At 49.4% G+C, this 15,765-nt stretch carries 14 protein-coding genes; all 14 read left to right on the top strand.

Going from position 1 to position 15,765, the window contains the following annotated elements; genetic code table 11:
- Positions 1 to 55 precede the first annotated feature (55 nt).
- The 14 genes from BLW29_RS04130 to BLW29_RS04065 all read left to right on the top strand — a co-directional run bounded on the left by BLW29_RS04130 (position 56) and on the right by BLW29_RS04065 (position 15,732).
- A complete protein-coding gene (locus BLW29_RS04130; RefSeq protein WP_090976434.1) occupies positions 56 to 1,096 on the top strand; it encodes an aspartate-semialdehyde dehydrogenase in 1,041 nt (346 codons plus the stop codon).
- Between the two features lie 80 nt (positions 1,097 to 1,176).
- Positions 1,177 to 2,394, top strand: coding sequence for an aspartate kinase (gene dapG, locus BLW29_RS04125; protein ID WP_090976432.1), 1,218 nt, complete (start codon positions 1,177 to 1,179; stop codon positions 2,392 to 2,394).
- A gap of 41 nt (positions 2,395 to 2,435) precedes the next feature.
- On the top strand, positions 2,436 to 3,299 hold the full coding sequence (gene dapA / locus BLW29_RS04120) for a 4-hydroxy-tetrahydrodipicolinate synthase (RefSeq protein ID WP_090976430.1): 864 nt from the start codon (positions 2,436 to 2,438) through the stop codon (positions 3,297 to 3,299).
- Between the two features lie 378 nt (positions 3,300 to 3,677).
- Positions 3,678 to 5,357 carry a ribonuclease J gene (locus BLW29_RS04115; RefSeq protein WP_090976428.1) on the top strand — a complete coding sequence of 560 codons (1,680 nt, stop codon included), beginning with the start codon at positions 3,678 to 3,680 and terminating at the stop codon, positions 5,355 to 5,357.
- Between the two features lie 158 nt (positions 5,358 to 5,515).
- Entirely contained in the window at positions 5,516 to 6,274 is a 759-nt protein-coding gene (locus BLW29_RS04110; RefSeq protein WP_090976426.1) for a ClpP family protease, read from the top strand.
- Positions 6,271 to 6,495, top strand: coding sequence for a YlzJ-like family protein (locus tag BLW29_RS04105; RefSeq protein WP_090976425.1), 225 nt, complete (start codon positions 6,271 to 6,273; stop codon positions 6,493 to 6,495). Before BLW29_RS04110 ends, BLW29_RS04105 begins: the two co-directional genes overlap by 4 nt.
- A gap of 76 nt (positions 6,496 to 6,571) precedes the next feature.
- A complete protein-coding gene (locus tag BLW29_RS04100) occupies positions 6,572 to 9,196 on the top strand; it encodes an FtsK/SpoIIIE family DNA translocase (protein WP_090976422.1) in 2,625 nt (874 codons plus the stop codon).
- Between the two features lie 98 nt (positions 9,197 to 9,294).
- A complete protein-coding gene (gene sleB / locus BLW29_RS04095; protein ID WP_090976420.1) occupies positions 9,295 to 10,077 on the top strand; it encodes a spore cortex-lytic enzyme in 783 nt (260 codons plus the stop codon).
- Between the two features lie 129 nt (positions 10,078 to 10,206).
- Positions 10,207 to 11,487 (top strand): EF-P 5-aminopentanol modification-associated protein YfmF, encoded by a 1,281-nt coding sequence (gene yfmF / locus BLW29_RS04090; RefSeq protein ID WP_090976418.1) that lies wholly within the window; start codon positions 10,207 to 10,209, stop codon positions 11,485 to 11,487.
- A gap of 4 nt (positions 11,488 to 11,491) precedes the next feature.
- Positions 11,492 to 12,778, top strand: a complete 1,287-nt coding sequence (yfmH, locus tag BLW29_RS04085) for an EF-P 5-aminopentanol modification-associated protein YfmH (RefSeq protein WP_090976416.1) — start codon at positions 11,492 to 11,494, stop codon at positions 12,776 to 12,778.
- Positions 12,779 to 12,792: 14 nt separating this feature from the next.
- Positions 12,793 to 13,524, top strand: coding sequence for an elongation factor P 5-aminopentanone reductase (gene ymfI, locus BLW29_RS04080; protein ID WP_090977120.1), 732 nt, complete (start codon positions 12,793 to 12,795; stop codon positions 13,522 to 13,524).
- 88 nt (positions 13,525 to 13,612) lie between these two features.
- Complete coding sequence (locus BLW29_RS04075) at positions 13,613 to 13,864, top strand: DUF3243 domain-containing protein (RefSeq protein WP_090976413.1); 252 nt, start codon at positions 13,613 to 13,615, stop codon at positions 13,862 to 13,864.
- Between the two features lie 150 nt (positions 13,865 to 14,014).
- Positions 14,015 to 14,779: a DUF3388 domain-containing protein gene (locus BLW29_RS04070; RefSeq protein WP_090976411.1), complete on the top strand. Its 765-nt coding sequence runs from the start codon at positions 14,015 to 14,017 to the stop codon at positions 14,777 to 14,779.
- Between the two features lie 20 nt (positions 14,780 to 14,799).
- Positions 14,800 to 15,732 (top strand): helix-turn-helix domain-containing protein, encoded by a 933-nt coding sequence (locus BLW29_RS04065; protein WP_090976409.1) that lies wholly within the window; start codon positions 14,800 to 14,802, stop codon positions 15,730 to 15,732.
- Positions 15,733 to 15,765 lie beyond the last annotated feature (33 nt).

Below are 15,765 nucleotides of genomic sequence, written 5' to 3'. Positions count from 1 at the left end.
TGTAAGTAGAAAAGTCTCAATTTTACGAATTCAGATGTAATTGGAGCGATCCTTGATGTCGAATCAGAAGTTGTTTAACGTCGCAGTAGTTGGTGCGACAGGCGCAGTAGGAGAACAAATCATTGGTTTGCTCGAGAAAAGGGATTTTCCGATTGCTGAGCTGAAATTGCTGTCTTCCGCACGTTCAGCAGGTTCGAAGATCATATTCAAGGGAAAAGAAATTACGGTGGAGGAAGCTTCACCGGATAGTTTTAAAGGCATTGAAATCGCCTTGTTCAGTGCGGGCGGCGATGTGACTAAAGCACTTGCCCCCCACGCTGTCGAGCATGGCGCTGTTTGTATCGATAATACGAACGCTTATCGGATGGACCCGGATACGCCGCTAGTCGTACCTGAGGTGAATATTGATAAGGTAAACGATCACAAAGGAATCATTGCGAACCCGAATTGCTCGACGATTCAGCTGGTTGCAGCGTTGAAGCCACTGCAAGACCGTTATGGTATTTCACGTATTATCGTTTCCACCTATCAAGCCGTTTCCGGCGCGGGCAGCCGTGCAATCGACGAGATGCTGCGTCAAACTCGCGAGGTTCTGGATGGCAATGAACTGATACCGGATATCCTGCCGGTTGGATCGTTACCAGTGAAGCATCAGATTGCATTTAACGCGATTCCGCAAATTGATAAGTTTCAAGACAACGGGTATACGCTTGAAGAAATGAAGATGGTTCGCGAAACAAAGAAAATCTTGGATGATGAGTCCATTGACGTAACAGCGACATGTGTTCGTATTCCTGTCGTTTATGGTCACTCGGAATCCGTATACGTAGAGCTCAAACAAAATTATGAACTGGAAGACGTCAGGACGCTCATTGCCGATGCTCCGGGTGTCGAGCTTGTCGACGATCCTGCAGGTCAACGTTATCCGCTTGCTACTGAAGCGGCTGGCAAACCTGAAGTGTTCGTGGGACGACTCCGCCGTGATCTAGGCCATGCACTCGGTTTGAATCTATGGATTGTTTCCGATAATCTGCTCAAAGGTGCAGCATGGAATGCTGTGCAAATCGCAGAATACATCGCAATTGAGAAAGAATAGACGTTATACAAGTGAAGCAGGTTGTTCAGGAAGCTAACGATTCGACGACGTTGTTCTCGTTCGGATACGGAGGCTTGTGAATGCGCATCCTCGTTCAGAAGTTCGGTGGGACTTCATTGTCCTCGGACGAAGCAAGACAATTAGTAATCGGACATATTGATCGGGAACGGCAACGACAGTATGGGCTGGTCGTTGTCGTCTCAGCAATGGGGAGAAAAGGTGATCCCTATGCAACGGACACGCTTCTCTCGCTTATTCGCAATCATGGTGATTCATTACCTGCCAAAGAACGCGATATGCTGCAAGGTTGCGGAGAGATCATCTCCGCTGCTTTATTGTGCAGCCTGCTGCGTGCCTCAGGGATCGCAGCAATCGCGTTGACTGGCGGAGGCGCAGGCATTATAACCGATAATCAATATGGGCGTGCCCGTATTATTGAAATTCGGTCGGAAGCCATTCATAAAGCGCTTGAGGATGGCCAAGTTGTAATCGTTACCGGATTTCAAGGCGTAACCGAAGCAGGGGATATTACGACGCTCGGCAGAGGTGGCAGCGATACTTCAGCAACTGCCTTAGGGGCTGCACTCCGCGCAGAGCGAGTCGATATTTATACAGATGTCAACGGCATTCTAACCGCAGATCCCAGGATCGTGAAGGATGCTCGGCCGTTATCCGTAATCAGTTATGCTGAGATCGGCAATATGGCTAGGCAAGGCGCGAAAGTCATTCATCCGCGAGCAGTAGAGATTGCACAGCAAGCGCGCATTCCTCTTCGCGTACGATCAACTTTCTCGCAAGAGGAAGGTACGCTTGTGACAGACACCTTCGATGCTGCTGCCAAAGCTTCTGCAGTGCGCGATCGTCATGTCACTGGTGTGGCGCATGTCAGCGGCGTTACTCAAATTACGGTACAGGCGCAGGATGGTCACACCGATGTGCAATTGCAAGTGTTTCAAGCGATGGCTAGGCATCAAATCAGTGTTGATTTTATTAACGTAAATCCCGGTGGTGCGGTATATACCGTATTTGATCATGATGCAGATAAAGCCGTTTCGGTTCTGCATGATATCGGTTATGCACCGCGAGCAGTAAGCGGATGTGCCAAAATCTCCGTCATAGGCGGCGGAATGAACGGTGTTCCCGGCATCATGGCACGTATTGTGGAAGCGCTGACGGAGCAAGGCATTCCGATCTTGCAATCCGCAGATTCCAACACTACAATCTGGGTGCTGGTCAGTGAAAATTATATGGCCGGCGCACTGCAGGCGCTGCATTCTAAATTCTCATTACATGAATAGCAATCGTAAGTAGTCCTTATTCACCTTGGGAGGAATCATACATGGATTTCGGAAGAATAATTACGGCAATGGTTACCCCGTTCCATGCGGACGGATCGATTGACTGGGAAGCGACAGGGCGGTTAATGGACTACTTGATCGAGGATCAGCAAAGCGACAGCCTCGTGGTTTCCGGGACGACCGGAGAATCTCCGACGCTAACCGATGACGAGAAGATCGCTTTGTTTACTTATGCTGTAGAGCACGCTCGCGGACGCTGCAAAATTATTGCAGGCTCCGGAAGCAATGAAACGGCTCATTCGATCCACTTGACTCAAGTGGCAGAGAAATGCGGGGTAGATGGGGCATTATTGGTTGTGCCTTACTACAACAAGCCGACGCAAGAAGGCATTTTCCAGCATTTCAAAGTGATCGCTGAAGGTACTAAACTGCCGATCATGGTGTATAACGTACCTGGTCGTACGATTGTCAGCATGTCTGCGGAGACTACGCTTCGTCTTGCGCAAATTCCGAATATCGTGGCTACGAAAGAGTGTGCTTCCCTGGACCAAGTGACCTTAATTGCTTCGCAAGCGCCTGCAGGTTTCCGCGTTTACAGCGGTGATGACAGCAGTGCTCTGCCTGCGGTTGCTGTTGGGGCTCATGGTATTGTCAGCGTGGCCAGCCATATTATCGGCAAGCAGATTCGTGAAATCATCGAGTCTTATTTGAAGGGCGATGTTGCACAAGCCTATAAGGTGCATGCCGCTTCGCTGCCTATTTTCAGAGGACTGTTTGATCTTCCGAACCCTGTCCTTGTGAAAGCGGCGCTGAACCTGAAAGGTTTGCCTGTTGGAGGCGTTCGTTTGCCACTGGTGGACGCGAACGAGTCAGAGTTAGCTGCGCTCCGGGGTATTTTGAACTAATACGTTATTCACTGCTCGTGGTACTTCATTCCGCAGTCGCCACAAACCGGTGCGCTTGCATCGGTTTTTTGTTTGTACATAGAGAAGGTCATTCTTGATGGGACATTTTCTCCTTTACTTGTTTTTCGTATTTTCAATCATGTATAATGAAAGCAAGTGACGGTGTGCGGCAAAATATTGAAAATGTGTAACGCCTAGGGTGGCGTTGAACAGCACTAGTTATTACTTGTATGAAGCGCGTTCCTGCGGGAGGAACGTCCAGCCATACAATTTGGACAACTATTATATAAGTTCGATCAGATTAGCTTCGGTTTCTGCCCTAACGGCAGTGATGAGGTCTGGTTTGTTTCGTAAAACTATTAGGAGGTACGGATACACTTGTCTAAGAAAAACATCCAGGATAAGCTGCTTATTTTCGCACTAGGCGGCGTCGGTGAAATCGGGAAGAACATGTATGTCATTCAATATGGTAATGATATCGTAGTCGTAGATGCAGGTCTTAAATTCCCGGAAGAAGATATGCTCGGAATTGATATTGTAATTCCAGACATTACGTATTTAACGGAGAATCGCGATAAAGTTAGAGGGATTCTGATTACGCATGGTCATGAGGATCACATTGGCGGCTTGCCGTATGTATTGAAGCACCTGAATGTGCCGATTTACGGTACGAAGTTAACACTGGGCTTGATCGAAGGCAAATTGAAGGAAGCGGGCTTGCTTGGCGAGACCAAACGCATCCTGATCAATGCAGATTCGGAAGTTCAATTGGGATCCATGAAAGCGTCGTTCTTCAGAACGAACCACAGTATTCCGGATTCTGTTGGCGTATGCTTGGATACTCCGGAAGGAACAGTCGTGCATACGGGCGACTTTAAATTCGACCATACTCCCGTAAATAATCAATACGCTGACTTGCAGCGTATGGCGGGAATCGGAGAACGCGGTGTTCTGGCATTGCTTTCGGATAGCACGAATGCAGAACGTGCAGGCTTCACACCATCGGAGAGCAAAATCGGTGTGGAACTTGAAGATATTTTCCGTAAAGCTACACAACGCGTAGTAGTCGCTACATTTGCATCCAACGTTCACCGTATTCAACAAGTGGTGAACGCAGCAATCGCAACGAAGCGCAAAATCGCCGTTGTTGGCCGCAGCATGGTCAATGTCGTGTCGATTGCTTCAGAGCTGGGCTACTTGAACATTCCGGAAGGCACGATCATTGAGCCTGAAGAAATCAACAAAATGGCAGCTGACCGCGTTGCAGTCCTATCGACTGGCAGCCAAGGCGAGCCAATGTCCGCTCTTACGCGCATGGCGCGTTCCACACACCGTAAGGTTGATATTATGCCTGGCGATACCGTTATTATTGCTGCAACTCCAATTCCGGGTAACGAGCGTTATGTTGGCCGTACTGTAGACGAGCTGTTCCGTCTTGGAGCTAACGTTATCTACGGAGCTGGATCTGTTTCCGGCGTTCACGTTTCGGGTCACGGCAGCCAAGAAGAATTGAAACTGATGCTTAATCTCATCAAACCGAAGTATTTCATTCCGATTCACGGTGAATACCGTATGCTTCGCCAGCACGCATTGCTTGGCGAATCCGTCGGAATCGAGCGCGAGAATATCTTCGTTATCGACAATGGCGATACGGTAGAGTTCACAGGAGGAGTTGCCCGTAAAGGCAGCAAAGTGCCAGCCGGCAACGTTCTGATTGATGGACTTGGCGTAGGCGATGTAGGTAATATCGTACTTCGCGATCGTAAGCTTCTGTCCCAAGACGGCATTCTGGTTGTCGTAGTCACGTTGAGCAAGCAAGATGGTGCGATTTTGTCCGGTCCGGACATCATCTCCCGCGGCTTTGTTTACGTGCGCGAGTCCGAAGGTCTGCTCGAGGAAGCGAACCGCATCGTAACTTCAACCTTGCATAAGCTGATGAACGATAAAGTCAATGAGTGGGCATCGCTCAAAACAAACGTGAAAGATGCACTCGGACGTTTCTTGTATGAGCAAACGCGCCGTCGCCCAATGATTTTGCCAATCATCATGGAAGTATAAATTGTCCCACCAATAGGAAGCGGTCTCCGAAGAGCATCATGCTCAAGTTCGGAGGCCGCTTCTTTTTGCCCGGAATTGCATAATTCTACAGGCAGATTCCATACTATGCAGAGCCGACCATAGGCAGTCTAGGTGGAACGTTGAGGAGGACAAGGCATATGTTTGAGGATGAACTAGTGTTTAAATCGGAGCAGCCGGAGCCGCCGGCACCGGATCGAAAAACGAGCACCAATCCGGTTGTGGAAACGATTCAGCAGCTTGGTCAGACGGCGACACCGCAAGCGGAGTCCAATATATTTTGCATGACGATTATCGGGCAGGTAGAGGGACATCTCGTATTGCCCCCACAGAACAAGACAACCAAGTATGAGCATCTAATCCCGCAGCTTGTCGCAGCTGAACAAAATGCTAAAATCGAAGGAATCATGATCGTGCTCAATACGGTCGGCGGGGATGTGGAAGCAGGGTTAGCCATTGCTGAAATGATCTCTTCGCTAACGAAACCTACGGTAACACTGGTGCTCGGCGGAGGTCATTCGATCGGGGTGCCAATAGCGGTAGCCGGCAATAAATCGTTTATCGCGGAATCCGCAACGATGACCATACATCCGATTCGATTAAATGGACTCGTCATCGGGGTTCCGCAAACCTTCGAATATTTGGACAAAATGCAAGAGCGGGTCGTTCGGTTCGTCACTTCCCACTCCAATATTACGGAAGCGAAGTTCAAAGAATTGATGTTCAAGACAGGCGAATTGACCCGGGATATCGGGACGACGGTTATTGGGCCGGATGCGGTGAAGCATGGTTTAATCGATGCGGTTGGGGGCATTGGACAAGCACTGCGTGATTTGAATATACTGATCGATCAGCGCAAGCAAGGAGCAGTTGCCGGGGCAGGAGGTCTGACACAATGACGATATATTCAACCATGCCTCTTGAGCTTGTCTATGACGGAATCAACCATCAGCCGGGTCCTTATGTGTCCATCAGAATAGGGGACGTACAGCTGCAAATCGAATCGGTTACGCCGGGTGTCGGCCGTATCGTGCGTTTGCTTGACGGGCCGTTAGATGCATATTTGCGTCCGGAGCTTTCACCGGGAACGTTGATTCCATTCGGACATCCATCCTCGTAGAAAGCCCGTCCTTGCTGGATAATAGTAGCACAACCTATGGTCTCCTATGGTATAATGACTACCAGAGGTGACCATTTTGGCGAAGAAAAAGAAGAAGCGCAAGAGCTCAATTGGGACGAGCCTTAAATATGAAGTATATGGCATTTTACTCATAACCGTGTCCGTGATCGCACTGTCGGGTGAAGCGACGGTTGGCCGTTCCTTGTCCAAATTATTCGGATTATTGCTGGGTAAGTTTTATTTCGTACTCCCCCTTGTCGGCATCTATGTCGGGCTGATCGTCATGATGAAACGCGCCTGGCCTACAGGCTGGTCCTCCCGCAAGACGGGCTTTCTGCTCGCAGTGCTTGCTTGTACCTTATGGAGCTCGGTAGCGGTTATGGATCTGAAAACAGAGCCAACCGGCGGGCTGTCTGCTTCTTACATACTCACTCAACTTGGAAGCGATATCCGAGGGACGTTAATGACCTCTGCACAACAGGCTCAGGCGGAAGGTGTCGTTCAAACGGTAAGCGGCGGGTATGCGGGAGCCATTCAATATACGTTGCTTTATTGGCTATTTGGTTACTTTGGCGCGAAGTTCGTGATGATCGTGATGTTTGCGATTTCAATTATGCTCATGACCAACAAATCCTACGTGGATTTGCTGCGTGCAGGCCGTATCAGAGGCGGTCGTTTCTGGTCTCTGCTGCGGATGAAGTTGTTCTCGAAGAGGCAATCGTTGGCAACTGCCGGTGCGAAATCAGGTCCGGTTAAAGGCAATGTCGTTACCTTGGATGACCTGGATGACGATGATGACGAGAATTATGCGCCGGTGCATAACCAGCGTGCGAAGAAAAGCAGATTTCCCATTTTCTCTTGGTTTAATGAGGTACCGAAGGCCAATGAGGATGCTCATGATTCGGAATGGCAGATGGATGACGGACAAGTCACAGCTGTCAAAGGTCAAGGGGGACGGATGCCTTGGCAGGACGATGAAGATGCGGACGAGCTTGGCTGGCAGGCGAATGTACTGGAGCAGATTGAAGATCGAACCGCGAAATCAACGGAAGAATCGTCTTGGGAGCTTCCTTACGATGATGACAAGGATAATACCGAGGTTCTGACTGATTTCCATCCGATTGACAATCCGGCTGAAGTAGAGGATGACTTGCCTGAGGCGGATGATTTCGAGGAAGAGCTGCCAGCTGCAGCTATCCCGACAAGTCCTGCCATGATGCCCGATGATCCTGATTCACCGGATGGGACCATAAATGTCATCAATCGACCGATGGAGAAACCCTATGTATTGCCATCGCTCTCACTCCTGCAGAAGCCAAGCGGGCTTGGCAAGTCAGGGGAAACAGCCGACTCCTTGGAGTCCAGACGTAAACTGGAAGCCACGCTTGAGAGCTTTGGCGTAAGAGCCAAGGTGCTTGATGTTGTGCGAGGACCGGCAGTAACTCGGTATGAAGTACAGCCTGCTACCGGCGTTAAGGTTAGCCGAATTGTCGGTCTGACCGATGATATCGCGCTTGCTCTTGCAGCGAAAGACATTCGAATGGAAGCACCGATTCCGGGCAAATCGGCAATTGGAATCGAAGTTCCGAATACAGAAGTATCGGTTGTCACGATGCGAGAAGTGATGGAGACACCGTCATTCTTAAATGCCAGCTCGAAGATGTCGATTGCATTTGGTCGGGATATCTCAGGGCAACCCATTGTCGGTAACCTGGCTAAGATGCCGCATTTGCTTGTAGCGGGTGCAACAGGCTCCGGTAAATCCGTCTGTATCAACGGAATTATTACAAGCATTCTGTACAAGGCGCGGCCGGATGAAGTGAAGCTGCTTATGATCGATCCGAAAATGGTCGAGCTCAACATGTACAATGGGATTCCCCATTTGCTTGCCCCGGTTGTTACAGATCCAAGGCGGGCTTCGTTAGCTCTGAAGAAAATCGTCGTTGAAATGGAGAAGAGGTACGAGCTGTTCTCCAAATCAGGTGCACGTAATATTGAAGGGTACAATACGCTGATGGCGGACAATCCGGCAGCGGTTCTGCCGTTTATCGTTGTTATTGTGGATGAGCTTGCTGATTTGATGATGGTTGCCGCTAACGACGTAGAGGATGCGATTTGTCGGCTTGCACAGATGGCACGTGCTTCAGGCATTCATTTGATCATCGCTACGCAGCGTCCGTCGGTTGACGTTATTACGGGCCTTATCAAGGCGAACATTCCATCGCGGATCGCGTTCGCCGTGTCTTCGCAGGTCGATTCGCGAACGATTCTCGACGGGGTCGGCGCGGAGAAGCTGCTCGGACGCGGGGATATGCTGTTCCTGCCCGTAGGTTTGTCCAAGCCGATTCGCGTACAGCAAGCCTTCCTTTCCGATCAAGAGGTAGAAGCGATCGTCGCTTATGCACGCGGTCAAGGTGAAGCCGAATACAAAGAGGATTTGGTGCCAGAGATCGATGATACCGTCTCCGAGAATGAAGAGATTCTGGACGAGCTGTACGAACAAGCGGTAAGAATCGTGCTGGAAGCGAAGCAGGCTTCAGTTTCCCTTCTCCAGAGACGGATGCGTATTGGGTATACGCGTGCTGCCAGGCTGATTGATCAGATGGAAGCTCGTAGTATTGTAGGACCTTACGAAGGCAGCAAACCACGTGAAGTGCTGCTCACGATGGATCAATATGAAGCAGGAAAGATTAGCTCTTAAGGCAAATTCATGCATAATCGTATCCTTGATTTCTCATACTAGGAATATGCTTCGCTTGCTTTGCGAATCCATTTGCAAGAGAAAGGCAGATTCTAAAGATGAGAAATCGTTTAATTACGGTGACCATCGTCATCGTCCTTCTGTTGTTCGGCGCCTTCACATTGAAGCATGCCTCGTTCGGTAAAACAACCGAAACGTTCAGCAGCGCTACACTCAAAGTCGGGTCATCAGGAAAAGACGTCACAGAGCTGCAAGGCCGGTTGAAAGCACTTGGCTACTTCGACGGCAAAGTTGACGGAGTTTTCGGGACCAACACGAAAAAAGCAGTCACATGGTTTCAATGGAAGTTCGGCCTCAAATCCGATGGGGTTGTCGGGGCAAAGACGAAATTGAAGCTGTGGGAAGCAACGAAGAATTGGAAACCGTCTGCAGCAGATACGAGCAGCGGCGGGAGTAGCGGCAGTGGATCAAGCGGTAATCAGAACAATTCCGGATCAGACGTAAACAAGTCCAACAACCTTGGTTTGTCTGCGAATGATCTTAAGCTGATGGCCAATGCCGTGTATGGTGAATCCCGCGGGGAGCCATTTATCGGACAGGTAGCTGTGGCAGCCGTTATCCTGAATCGAGTGAAGTCGCCAAGCTTCCCGAACACGGTTTCCGGCGTTATTTTCCAGCCGGGGGCTTTCACGGCAGTTGCCGATGGACAAATTTGGTTGACACCCAATGAGAACGCGAAGAAAGCGGTTCAGGATGCCATCAATGGTTTAGATCCTACCGGCGGATGCCTCTATTACTTCAATCCGGTGACTGCAACTTCCAAATGGATATGGTCACGTCCACAGGTGAAAACGATCGGAAAACATATTTTCTGTATGTAGTAATTTGAGGAGCAGCCTGCTGATCGACGCGGGTTGCTTCTTCCATTTCCGATCGGGTAGAATGGAATAGAACCTAGGAAATTGGAATAGATTGACTTTAGAAACTTGAGCGGAAGGGGGTCGTGTTGCGTGAGCAACTCTCCATTTCAACGAGGACAGCTGAATCGAATTCGCTTGCATGTTCTGCCCACACAGCGCTTCAAAACATTTTCTATTTCCTTGTACTGTGGTCTCCCGCTGACGGAAGAGACTGTTACTCCGGTAGCTCTAATACCATTTGTGCTGCGCCGGGGAACGGCATCCACGCCGGAGACAATTGAGTTCCGCGAACGTCTTGATGACTTGTATGGTGCAGGCTTCGGCTTCGACGTGTACAAACGCGGCGATGCTCAAATTGTGCAGTTCAGAATGGACGTCATTAACGACCGGTTCGTATCGTCCGAGCAGCCGCTGCTTGGCGAGTCTTTGAAACTGTTAGGCGAGGTCCTTACCGAGCCGACATTAGAGAACGGGCATCTTCGCTCCAAATACGTAGAGGCCGAGAAAGAAACACTGCGTAAGCGTCTTGAGGCGATCATTAACGATAAAATTCGTTATGCGGCGGAGCGTTGCTTAGAGGTCATGTGCGAGGATGAGCCTTATCGTCTTCACCCGCTCGGCAAACTCGAAGACATTGCGAATCTGACACCGGAGTCCGTTACGTCGGCTTATCGAGAATGGCTGTCCAACGCTGCATTTGATTTGTATGTAGTGGGCGACACTTCGCTGGAAGAAGTGAAAGCGCTCGTAGCGGAAGCGTTTCATCATAACGAGGGAGCGCCGGCCGATTATAAGCTGCCGGAGATTCGTAAGCCCATTAGTCAGGTTCAGACGGTTGTCGAACAAATGGACGTGAATCAAGGCAAGCTGAACTTGGGCCTTCGGATTAACACGGCTTATGGCGATGACGATTACCCGGCAGCCCTGCTGTATAACGGTATTCTGGGCGGCTACCCGCATTCCAAGCTGTTTCTTAACGTACGTGAGAAAGCCAGCCTAGCTTATTATGCGTCCTCTCGCTTAGACGGTCATAAAGGCATTTGCACGATCCAATCCGGCATTGAAATCGCCAATTACGATAAGGCGACTACGATTATTAAAGAGCAGTTAGAGAGTATGCGAAGCGGCAGCTACAGTGATCTGGAAATGAATCAGACGAAAGCGATGATCGCCAATCATCTGCGGGAGCTTCAAGATTCCGCTAATGAAATGATCGGCTTCGATTTCAATGCCATTCTTTCCAAGCGCGAACGTTCCGCTGCACAGCTCCTAGAGCAAGTGCAGGCTGTTACTGCGGAGCAGATTGCGGCTATCGCACACAAAACCGAGCTCGATACGATCTATTTCCTGCGTGACAGGAAGGAGGGCTAAGCCTATGGAAACGTTAGCTTACCCAGGCGTTCAAGAAACGCTGTACCGTGAAATTTTACCGAATGGTTTGGAAGTCGTTGTTCTGCCCAAGGAAGGGTTCAGCAAGACCTATGCGACATTCTCCACTCGCTACGGATCGATTGATAATCGGTTTGCCGTAGGCGATCAAGCACCGATCTCAGTTCCGGACGGCATCGCTCATTTCTTGGAGCACAAGATGTTTGAAGAGCCGACAGGTGATATTTTCGCAACCTTTGCGTCTCAAGGTGCATCGGCGAACGCATATACTAGCTTCGATCGCACCGTTTATCTCTTCTCGGCTACGGAGCAAATCGATGCGAACCTGGAAACCTTGCTGGACTTTGTGCAAAATCCTTACTTCACCGACGAGAACGTCGAGAAGGAGAAAGGGATCATCGAGCAGGAAATCAATATGTATCGCGACAATGCGGATTGGCGTGTTTATTTTGGGTTGATCGATGCGTTATATCACAAGCATCCGATACATATCGACATTGCCGGCACGGTCGATTCGATCCGTCAGATTACCAAAGAAACGCTGTACAGCTGCTATGAAACCTTCTACCACCCATCCAACATGTTTCTGTTCGTTGTGGGAGGCGTGCAGGCGGAAGCGGTTATGAAGCTGGTGCGGGAGAATCAGGCGCGCAAAACCTTCGAGCCGCAAGGCCCAATCTCCAGATTCTTCGATCCGGAGCCGGATACAGTGAAAATTCCGCGTAAAACAACAGCTTTGCCTGTTTCTATGCCGAAATGCATGATCGGCTTTAAAGAGGATCGCGGTGCTTTGAAGCCCGAGGAGCTGCTTCGGACAGAGCTTGCAACAAAGTTGATGTTAGAAGCGTTATTAGGTTCAAGTGCACCTATTTATCATGCTTTATATGATGATAATCTCATTTCGGATTCGTTCGGGCATGAGTTCAACAGCAGTGAGGATTATGCTTTCTCCGTTTTAGGCGGAGAAACGCGCGATCCGGATGAGCTTATTCGCCGGCTTCGTGCTGCAATAGATGAAGCACAATCAACGGGACTTAACGAGGAAACATTCGAGCGGACCAAACGCAAAAAAATCGGCGGCTACCTTCGTATGCTGAACTCCCCTGAAGCAATCGCCGGTGAATTTACACGCTATCGTTTCCGTGGCGCAGATCTGTTCAAGATGCTGCCCGTCTATGAAAGCATTACGCTCGAAGAAGCAAATGAGCGGCTGCGTAATCATTTTGACTGGAATCGAATGGCTGTATCCATCGTAGCGAAAGAATCAGATTGAAAACATTAAAAGAAATGACGGTGCTCGTGACCGGGGGAAGCCGTGGGATCGGAGCGGCCATTGCGCGCCGCTTCGCCGCGGAGAACATGAACGTCGTCATTCATTATAATCAGGCACATGAAGCGGCCAACGAGACGGCTCGCAGCTGTATGCGGCTCGGTGCTGCCAATGTGTTGACCGTTACTGCGGATATTCGTTCGAAGGAGCAGCTTGTTCGCATGCGCGAGAAGCTGGAGTCTCGTGGCATGATGCCGGATATCGTCGTTAACAATGCCGGAATTGCCCATTACAGCATGTTAGAGGATGTGACGGAAGAAGCTTGGGACGAAGTCATGAACGTGAATTTAAAGGGTATGTTTCTCTGTACGCAGCTCTTTATGCCCGCGATGATTTCCCAGCGATTCGGCCGCATCATTAATGTCTCGTCCATATGGGGGATGTCCGGTGCCTCGTGCGAGGTGCTGTACTCCACCAGCAAAGGCGGCATGAACGCCTTCACGAAAGCACTAGCCAAGGAATTGGCGCCGTCAGGAGTTACTGTAAACGCAGTAGCGCCCGGGGCTGTCGATACCGTGATGCTGGACAACCTCAATGCAGAAGAGAAGTCGGCATTGGAGTCCGAAATTCCCGTTGGCCGTTTTGCGCAGCCTGAGGAAATTGCATCGCTGGTTTATTTCTTGGCGTTGCCGGAGTCCGCGTACATTACAGGCCAAATCATTAGTCCAAACGGCGGTTGGCTGACTTGATGCTCAAATCCGAATAAGATTGATCCTTTGCGTGTACAATACGGTTGTTGCCGTATAACGGCTAACATGCGAAGGAGGAACAGAAACAATGTCAACTGTCCTTTCTAATTTCGAAAATTGGAAGAATTTCTTGAGCGATCGCGTGGATCAGGCCAAGGGAATGGGATTGAATGAAGACACCATTGCAAATCTTGCCTATGAGATCGGCTCCTTCCTTGGAGAAAAGGTCGATCCCAAAAACGAGCAGGAACGCGCAATCAAGGAACTTTGGGATGTCGGCGACGAGCAGGAACGAAAAACGATTGCTGGCCTAATGGTCAAGCTTGTACAAAGTTCGTAAACCTTCCACGAGAAAAGCCTCCCGAAACGGAGGCTTTTCTGTAATGTTTGCCTGAGGTTGCAGGATATTGACGAATATTGTAGAATAATCTTTTATCACACATGAATTATTAGCTTACTACCTATTCCTCCACAAACACGAGGTGTCATAATGGAATTTAAACAATGGTACATGGAATACAGAATACATAAGAACCGCCCGGGCTTGCTCGGCGATATCGCCTCCTTGCTCGGTATGCTTGAAGTCAACATTCTTACGATTAATGGTGTAGAGAACCGTACACGCGGCATGCTGCTGCAAACGAATGACGACGAGAAGATTGAAATTCTCGGACGTATGCTTCAGAAGGTAGACAATATTACGGTACTTAAGCTGCGTGAACCCAAACTCGTAGATATATTGGCGGTTCGTCATGGCCGCTATATCGAACGTGATTCTGACGATCGCAAAACATTCCGATTTACGCGGGACGAGCTGGGGATGCTGGTTGATTTCCTTGGAGAAGTGTTTAAACGAGAGGGTAACCAATTAATCGGACTGCGTGGAATGCCGCGCGTCGGTAAGACGGAATCCATTATTGCGGGCAGCGTCTGTTCCAATAAACGCTGGACTTTCGTTTCTTCTACGCTGCTTAGACAAACCGTGCGCAGCCAGCTGTCGGAAGAGGAGATGACCCCGAACAATATTTTTATTATCGACGGGATTGTCAGCACAATTCGTTCAAATGAGAAGCATCATGCGCTATTACAAGAAATTATGGCAATGCCATCGACCAAAGTTATCGAGCATCCGGATATTTTCGTGAAAGAATCGGCGTATGAATATAGTGATTTTGATTATATTATCGAATTGCGAAATACACCCGACGAGGAAATTTCTTACGAATCGTTTACGATGGGCTTTAACGATTTTTGATGAAATGAGGAGGTGTGGTCATGTCGGATTTGGGTGCCTTGCTTCAGAAGGCGAGGGAACAGCGAAGGCTGTCCCTGGATGATATCCAGGAATTGACGAAAATTCGTAAACGCTATCTTGAAGCGATTGAGGAAGGCAATTATAGTGTGCTTCCCGGTTCATTCTATGTGCGTGCGTTTGTAAAGAACTATGCGGAAGCAGTTGGGCTTGATGCTGACGAGGTTCTTCGGTTGTACAACAAAGAAATCCCCTCTAACGTTCCGGAGCAAGTGGTGGAGCCGATCCAACGACCACGCCGTTCTCAAACGCAAGCCAATGATCGATGGGGCAAATGGGGATTCCGTACGCTGATGTGGTCGTTTCTGCTCTTGATTATCGTGGTTGTTTATATTTATGCAATCAAGCAGCCTAACAAAGATAATGTGAATACGACAGATCAGACGAAGATGACGGACCAGACGAAAGCACCGGATTATAACCCGGATAAGGATACGGTCAAGAATAACGATAATTCGTCCACTAACGAATCTACCGGCGGCAAAGATGAAGTTCCGGTTACGCCGCCGCCAACGGATGAGACGCCAGTGGAGGAGCCTGTCGTGCCAGCTACAACGCTGACGCTTGATCGTTCTTCCGGTTCGACGGATTATTACAAGGTTGCACCTGCCGGCACGCATAAACTCGTGTTCAAAGCGACAGGTGCTGCTTGGATAGGCGTTAAAGAGAACAACAAGAACGGGAAAAAATATTTGCTGCAGCATAGTTTTACTAAATCCGGTGAAACGACTGAGCTTGATATCAATGGTCCTGTTTATATTAATATCGGACGCGCGGATTTAGTTGACGTGACCGTTGACGGCGTTCTGCTAGAGGACGGCAACGGGACGGGGAAGCCGCACCGCATGCAGCTTGATATGGCTGAAGGGGAAACGACGGAAACACCTGCACAATAACGTGAACAAGGCATTCATGCCGGGAATAGCCGG

The sequence above is a fragment of the Paenibacillus sp. CF384 genome (genome assembly GCF_900106745.1).
Lineage (GTDB): Bacteria > Bacillota > Bacilli > Paenibacillales > Paenibacillaceae > Paenibacillus_Z.
Note: the sequence above shows the minus strand (reverse complement) of the source record. Positions and strands in the feature narration are given on the sequence as shown.

Bases quoted from the DNA above. Each gene is read 5' to 3' on its own strand.
- dapA (WP_090976430.1), top strand. From the start codon at position 2,436: ATGGATTTCGGAAGAATAATTACGGCAATGGTTACCCCGTTCCATGCG.
- BLW29_RS04130 (WP_090976434.1), top strand. From the start codon at position 56: ATGTCGAATCAGAAGTTGTTTAACGTCGCAGTAGTTGGTGCGACAGGC.
- ymfI (WP_090977120.1), top strand. From the start codon at position 12,793: ATGACGGTGCTCGTGACCGGGGGAAGCCGTGGGATCGGAGCGGCCATT.
- BLW29_RS04065 (WP_090976409.1), top strand. From the start codon at position 14,800: ATGTCGGATTTGGGTGCCTTGCTTCAGAAGGCGAGGGAACAGCGAAGG.
- yfmH (WP_090976416.1), top strand. From the start codon at position 11,492: ATGGAAACGTTAGCTTACCCAGGCGTTCAAGAAACGCTGTACCGTGAA.
- dapG (WP_090976432.1), top strand. From the start codon at position 1,177: ATGCGCATCCTCGTTCAGAAGTTCGGTGGGACTTCATTGTCCTCGGAC.
- sleB (WP_090976420.1), top strand. From the start codon at position 9,295: ATGAGAAATCGTTTAATTACGGTGACCATCGTCATCGTCCTTCTGTTG.
- BLW29_RS04075 (WP_090976413.1), top strand. From the start codon at position 13,613: ATGTCAACTGTCCTTTCTAATTTCGAAAATTGGAAGAATTTCTTGAGC.
- BLW29_RS04110 (WP_090976426.1), top strand. From the start codon at position 5,516: ATGTTTGAGGATGAACTAGTGTTTAAATCGGAGCAGCCGGAGCCGCCG.
- BLW29_RS04105 (WP_090976425.1), top strand. From the start codon at position 6,271: ATGACGATATATTCAACCATGCCTCTTGAGCTTGTCTATGACGGAATC.
- BLW29_RS04070 (WP_090976411.1), top strand. From the start codon at position 14,015: ATGGAATTTAAACAATGGTACATGGAATACAGAATACATAAGAACCGC.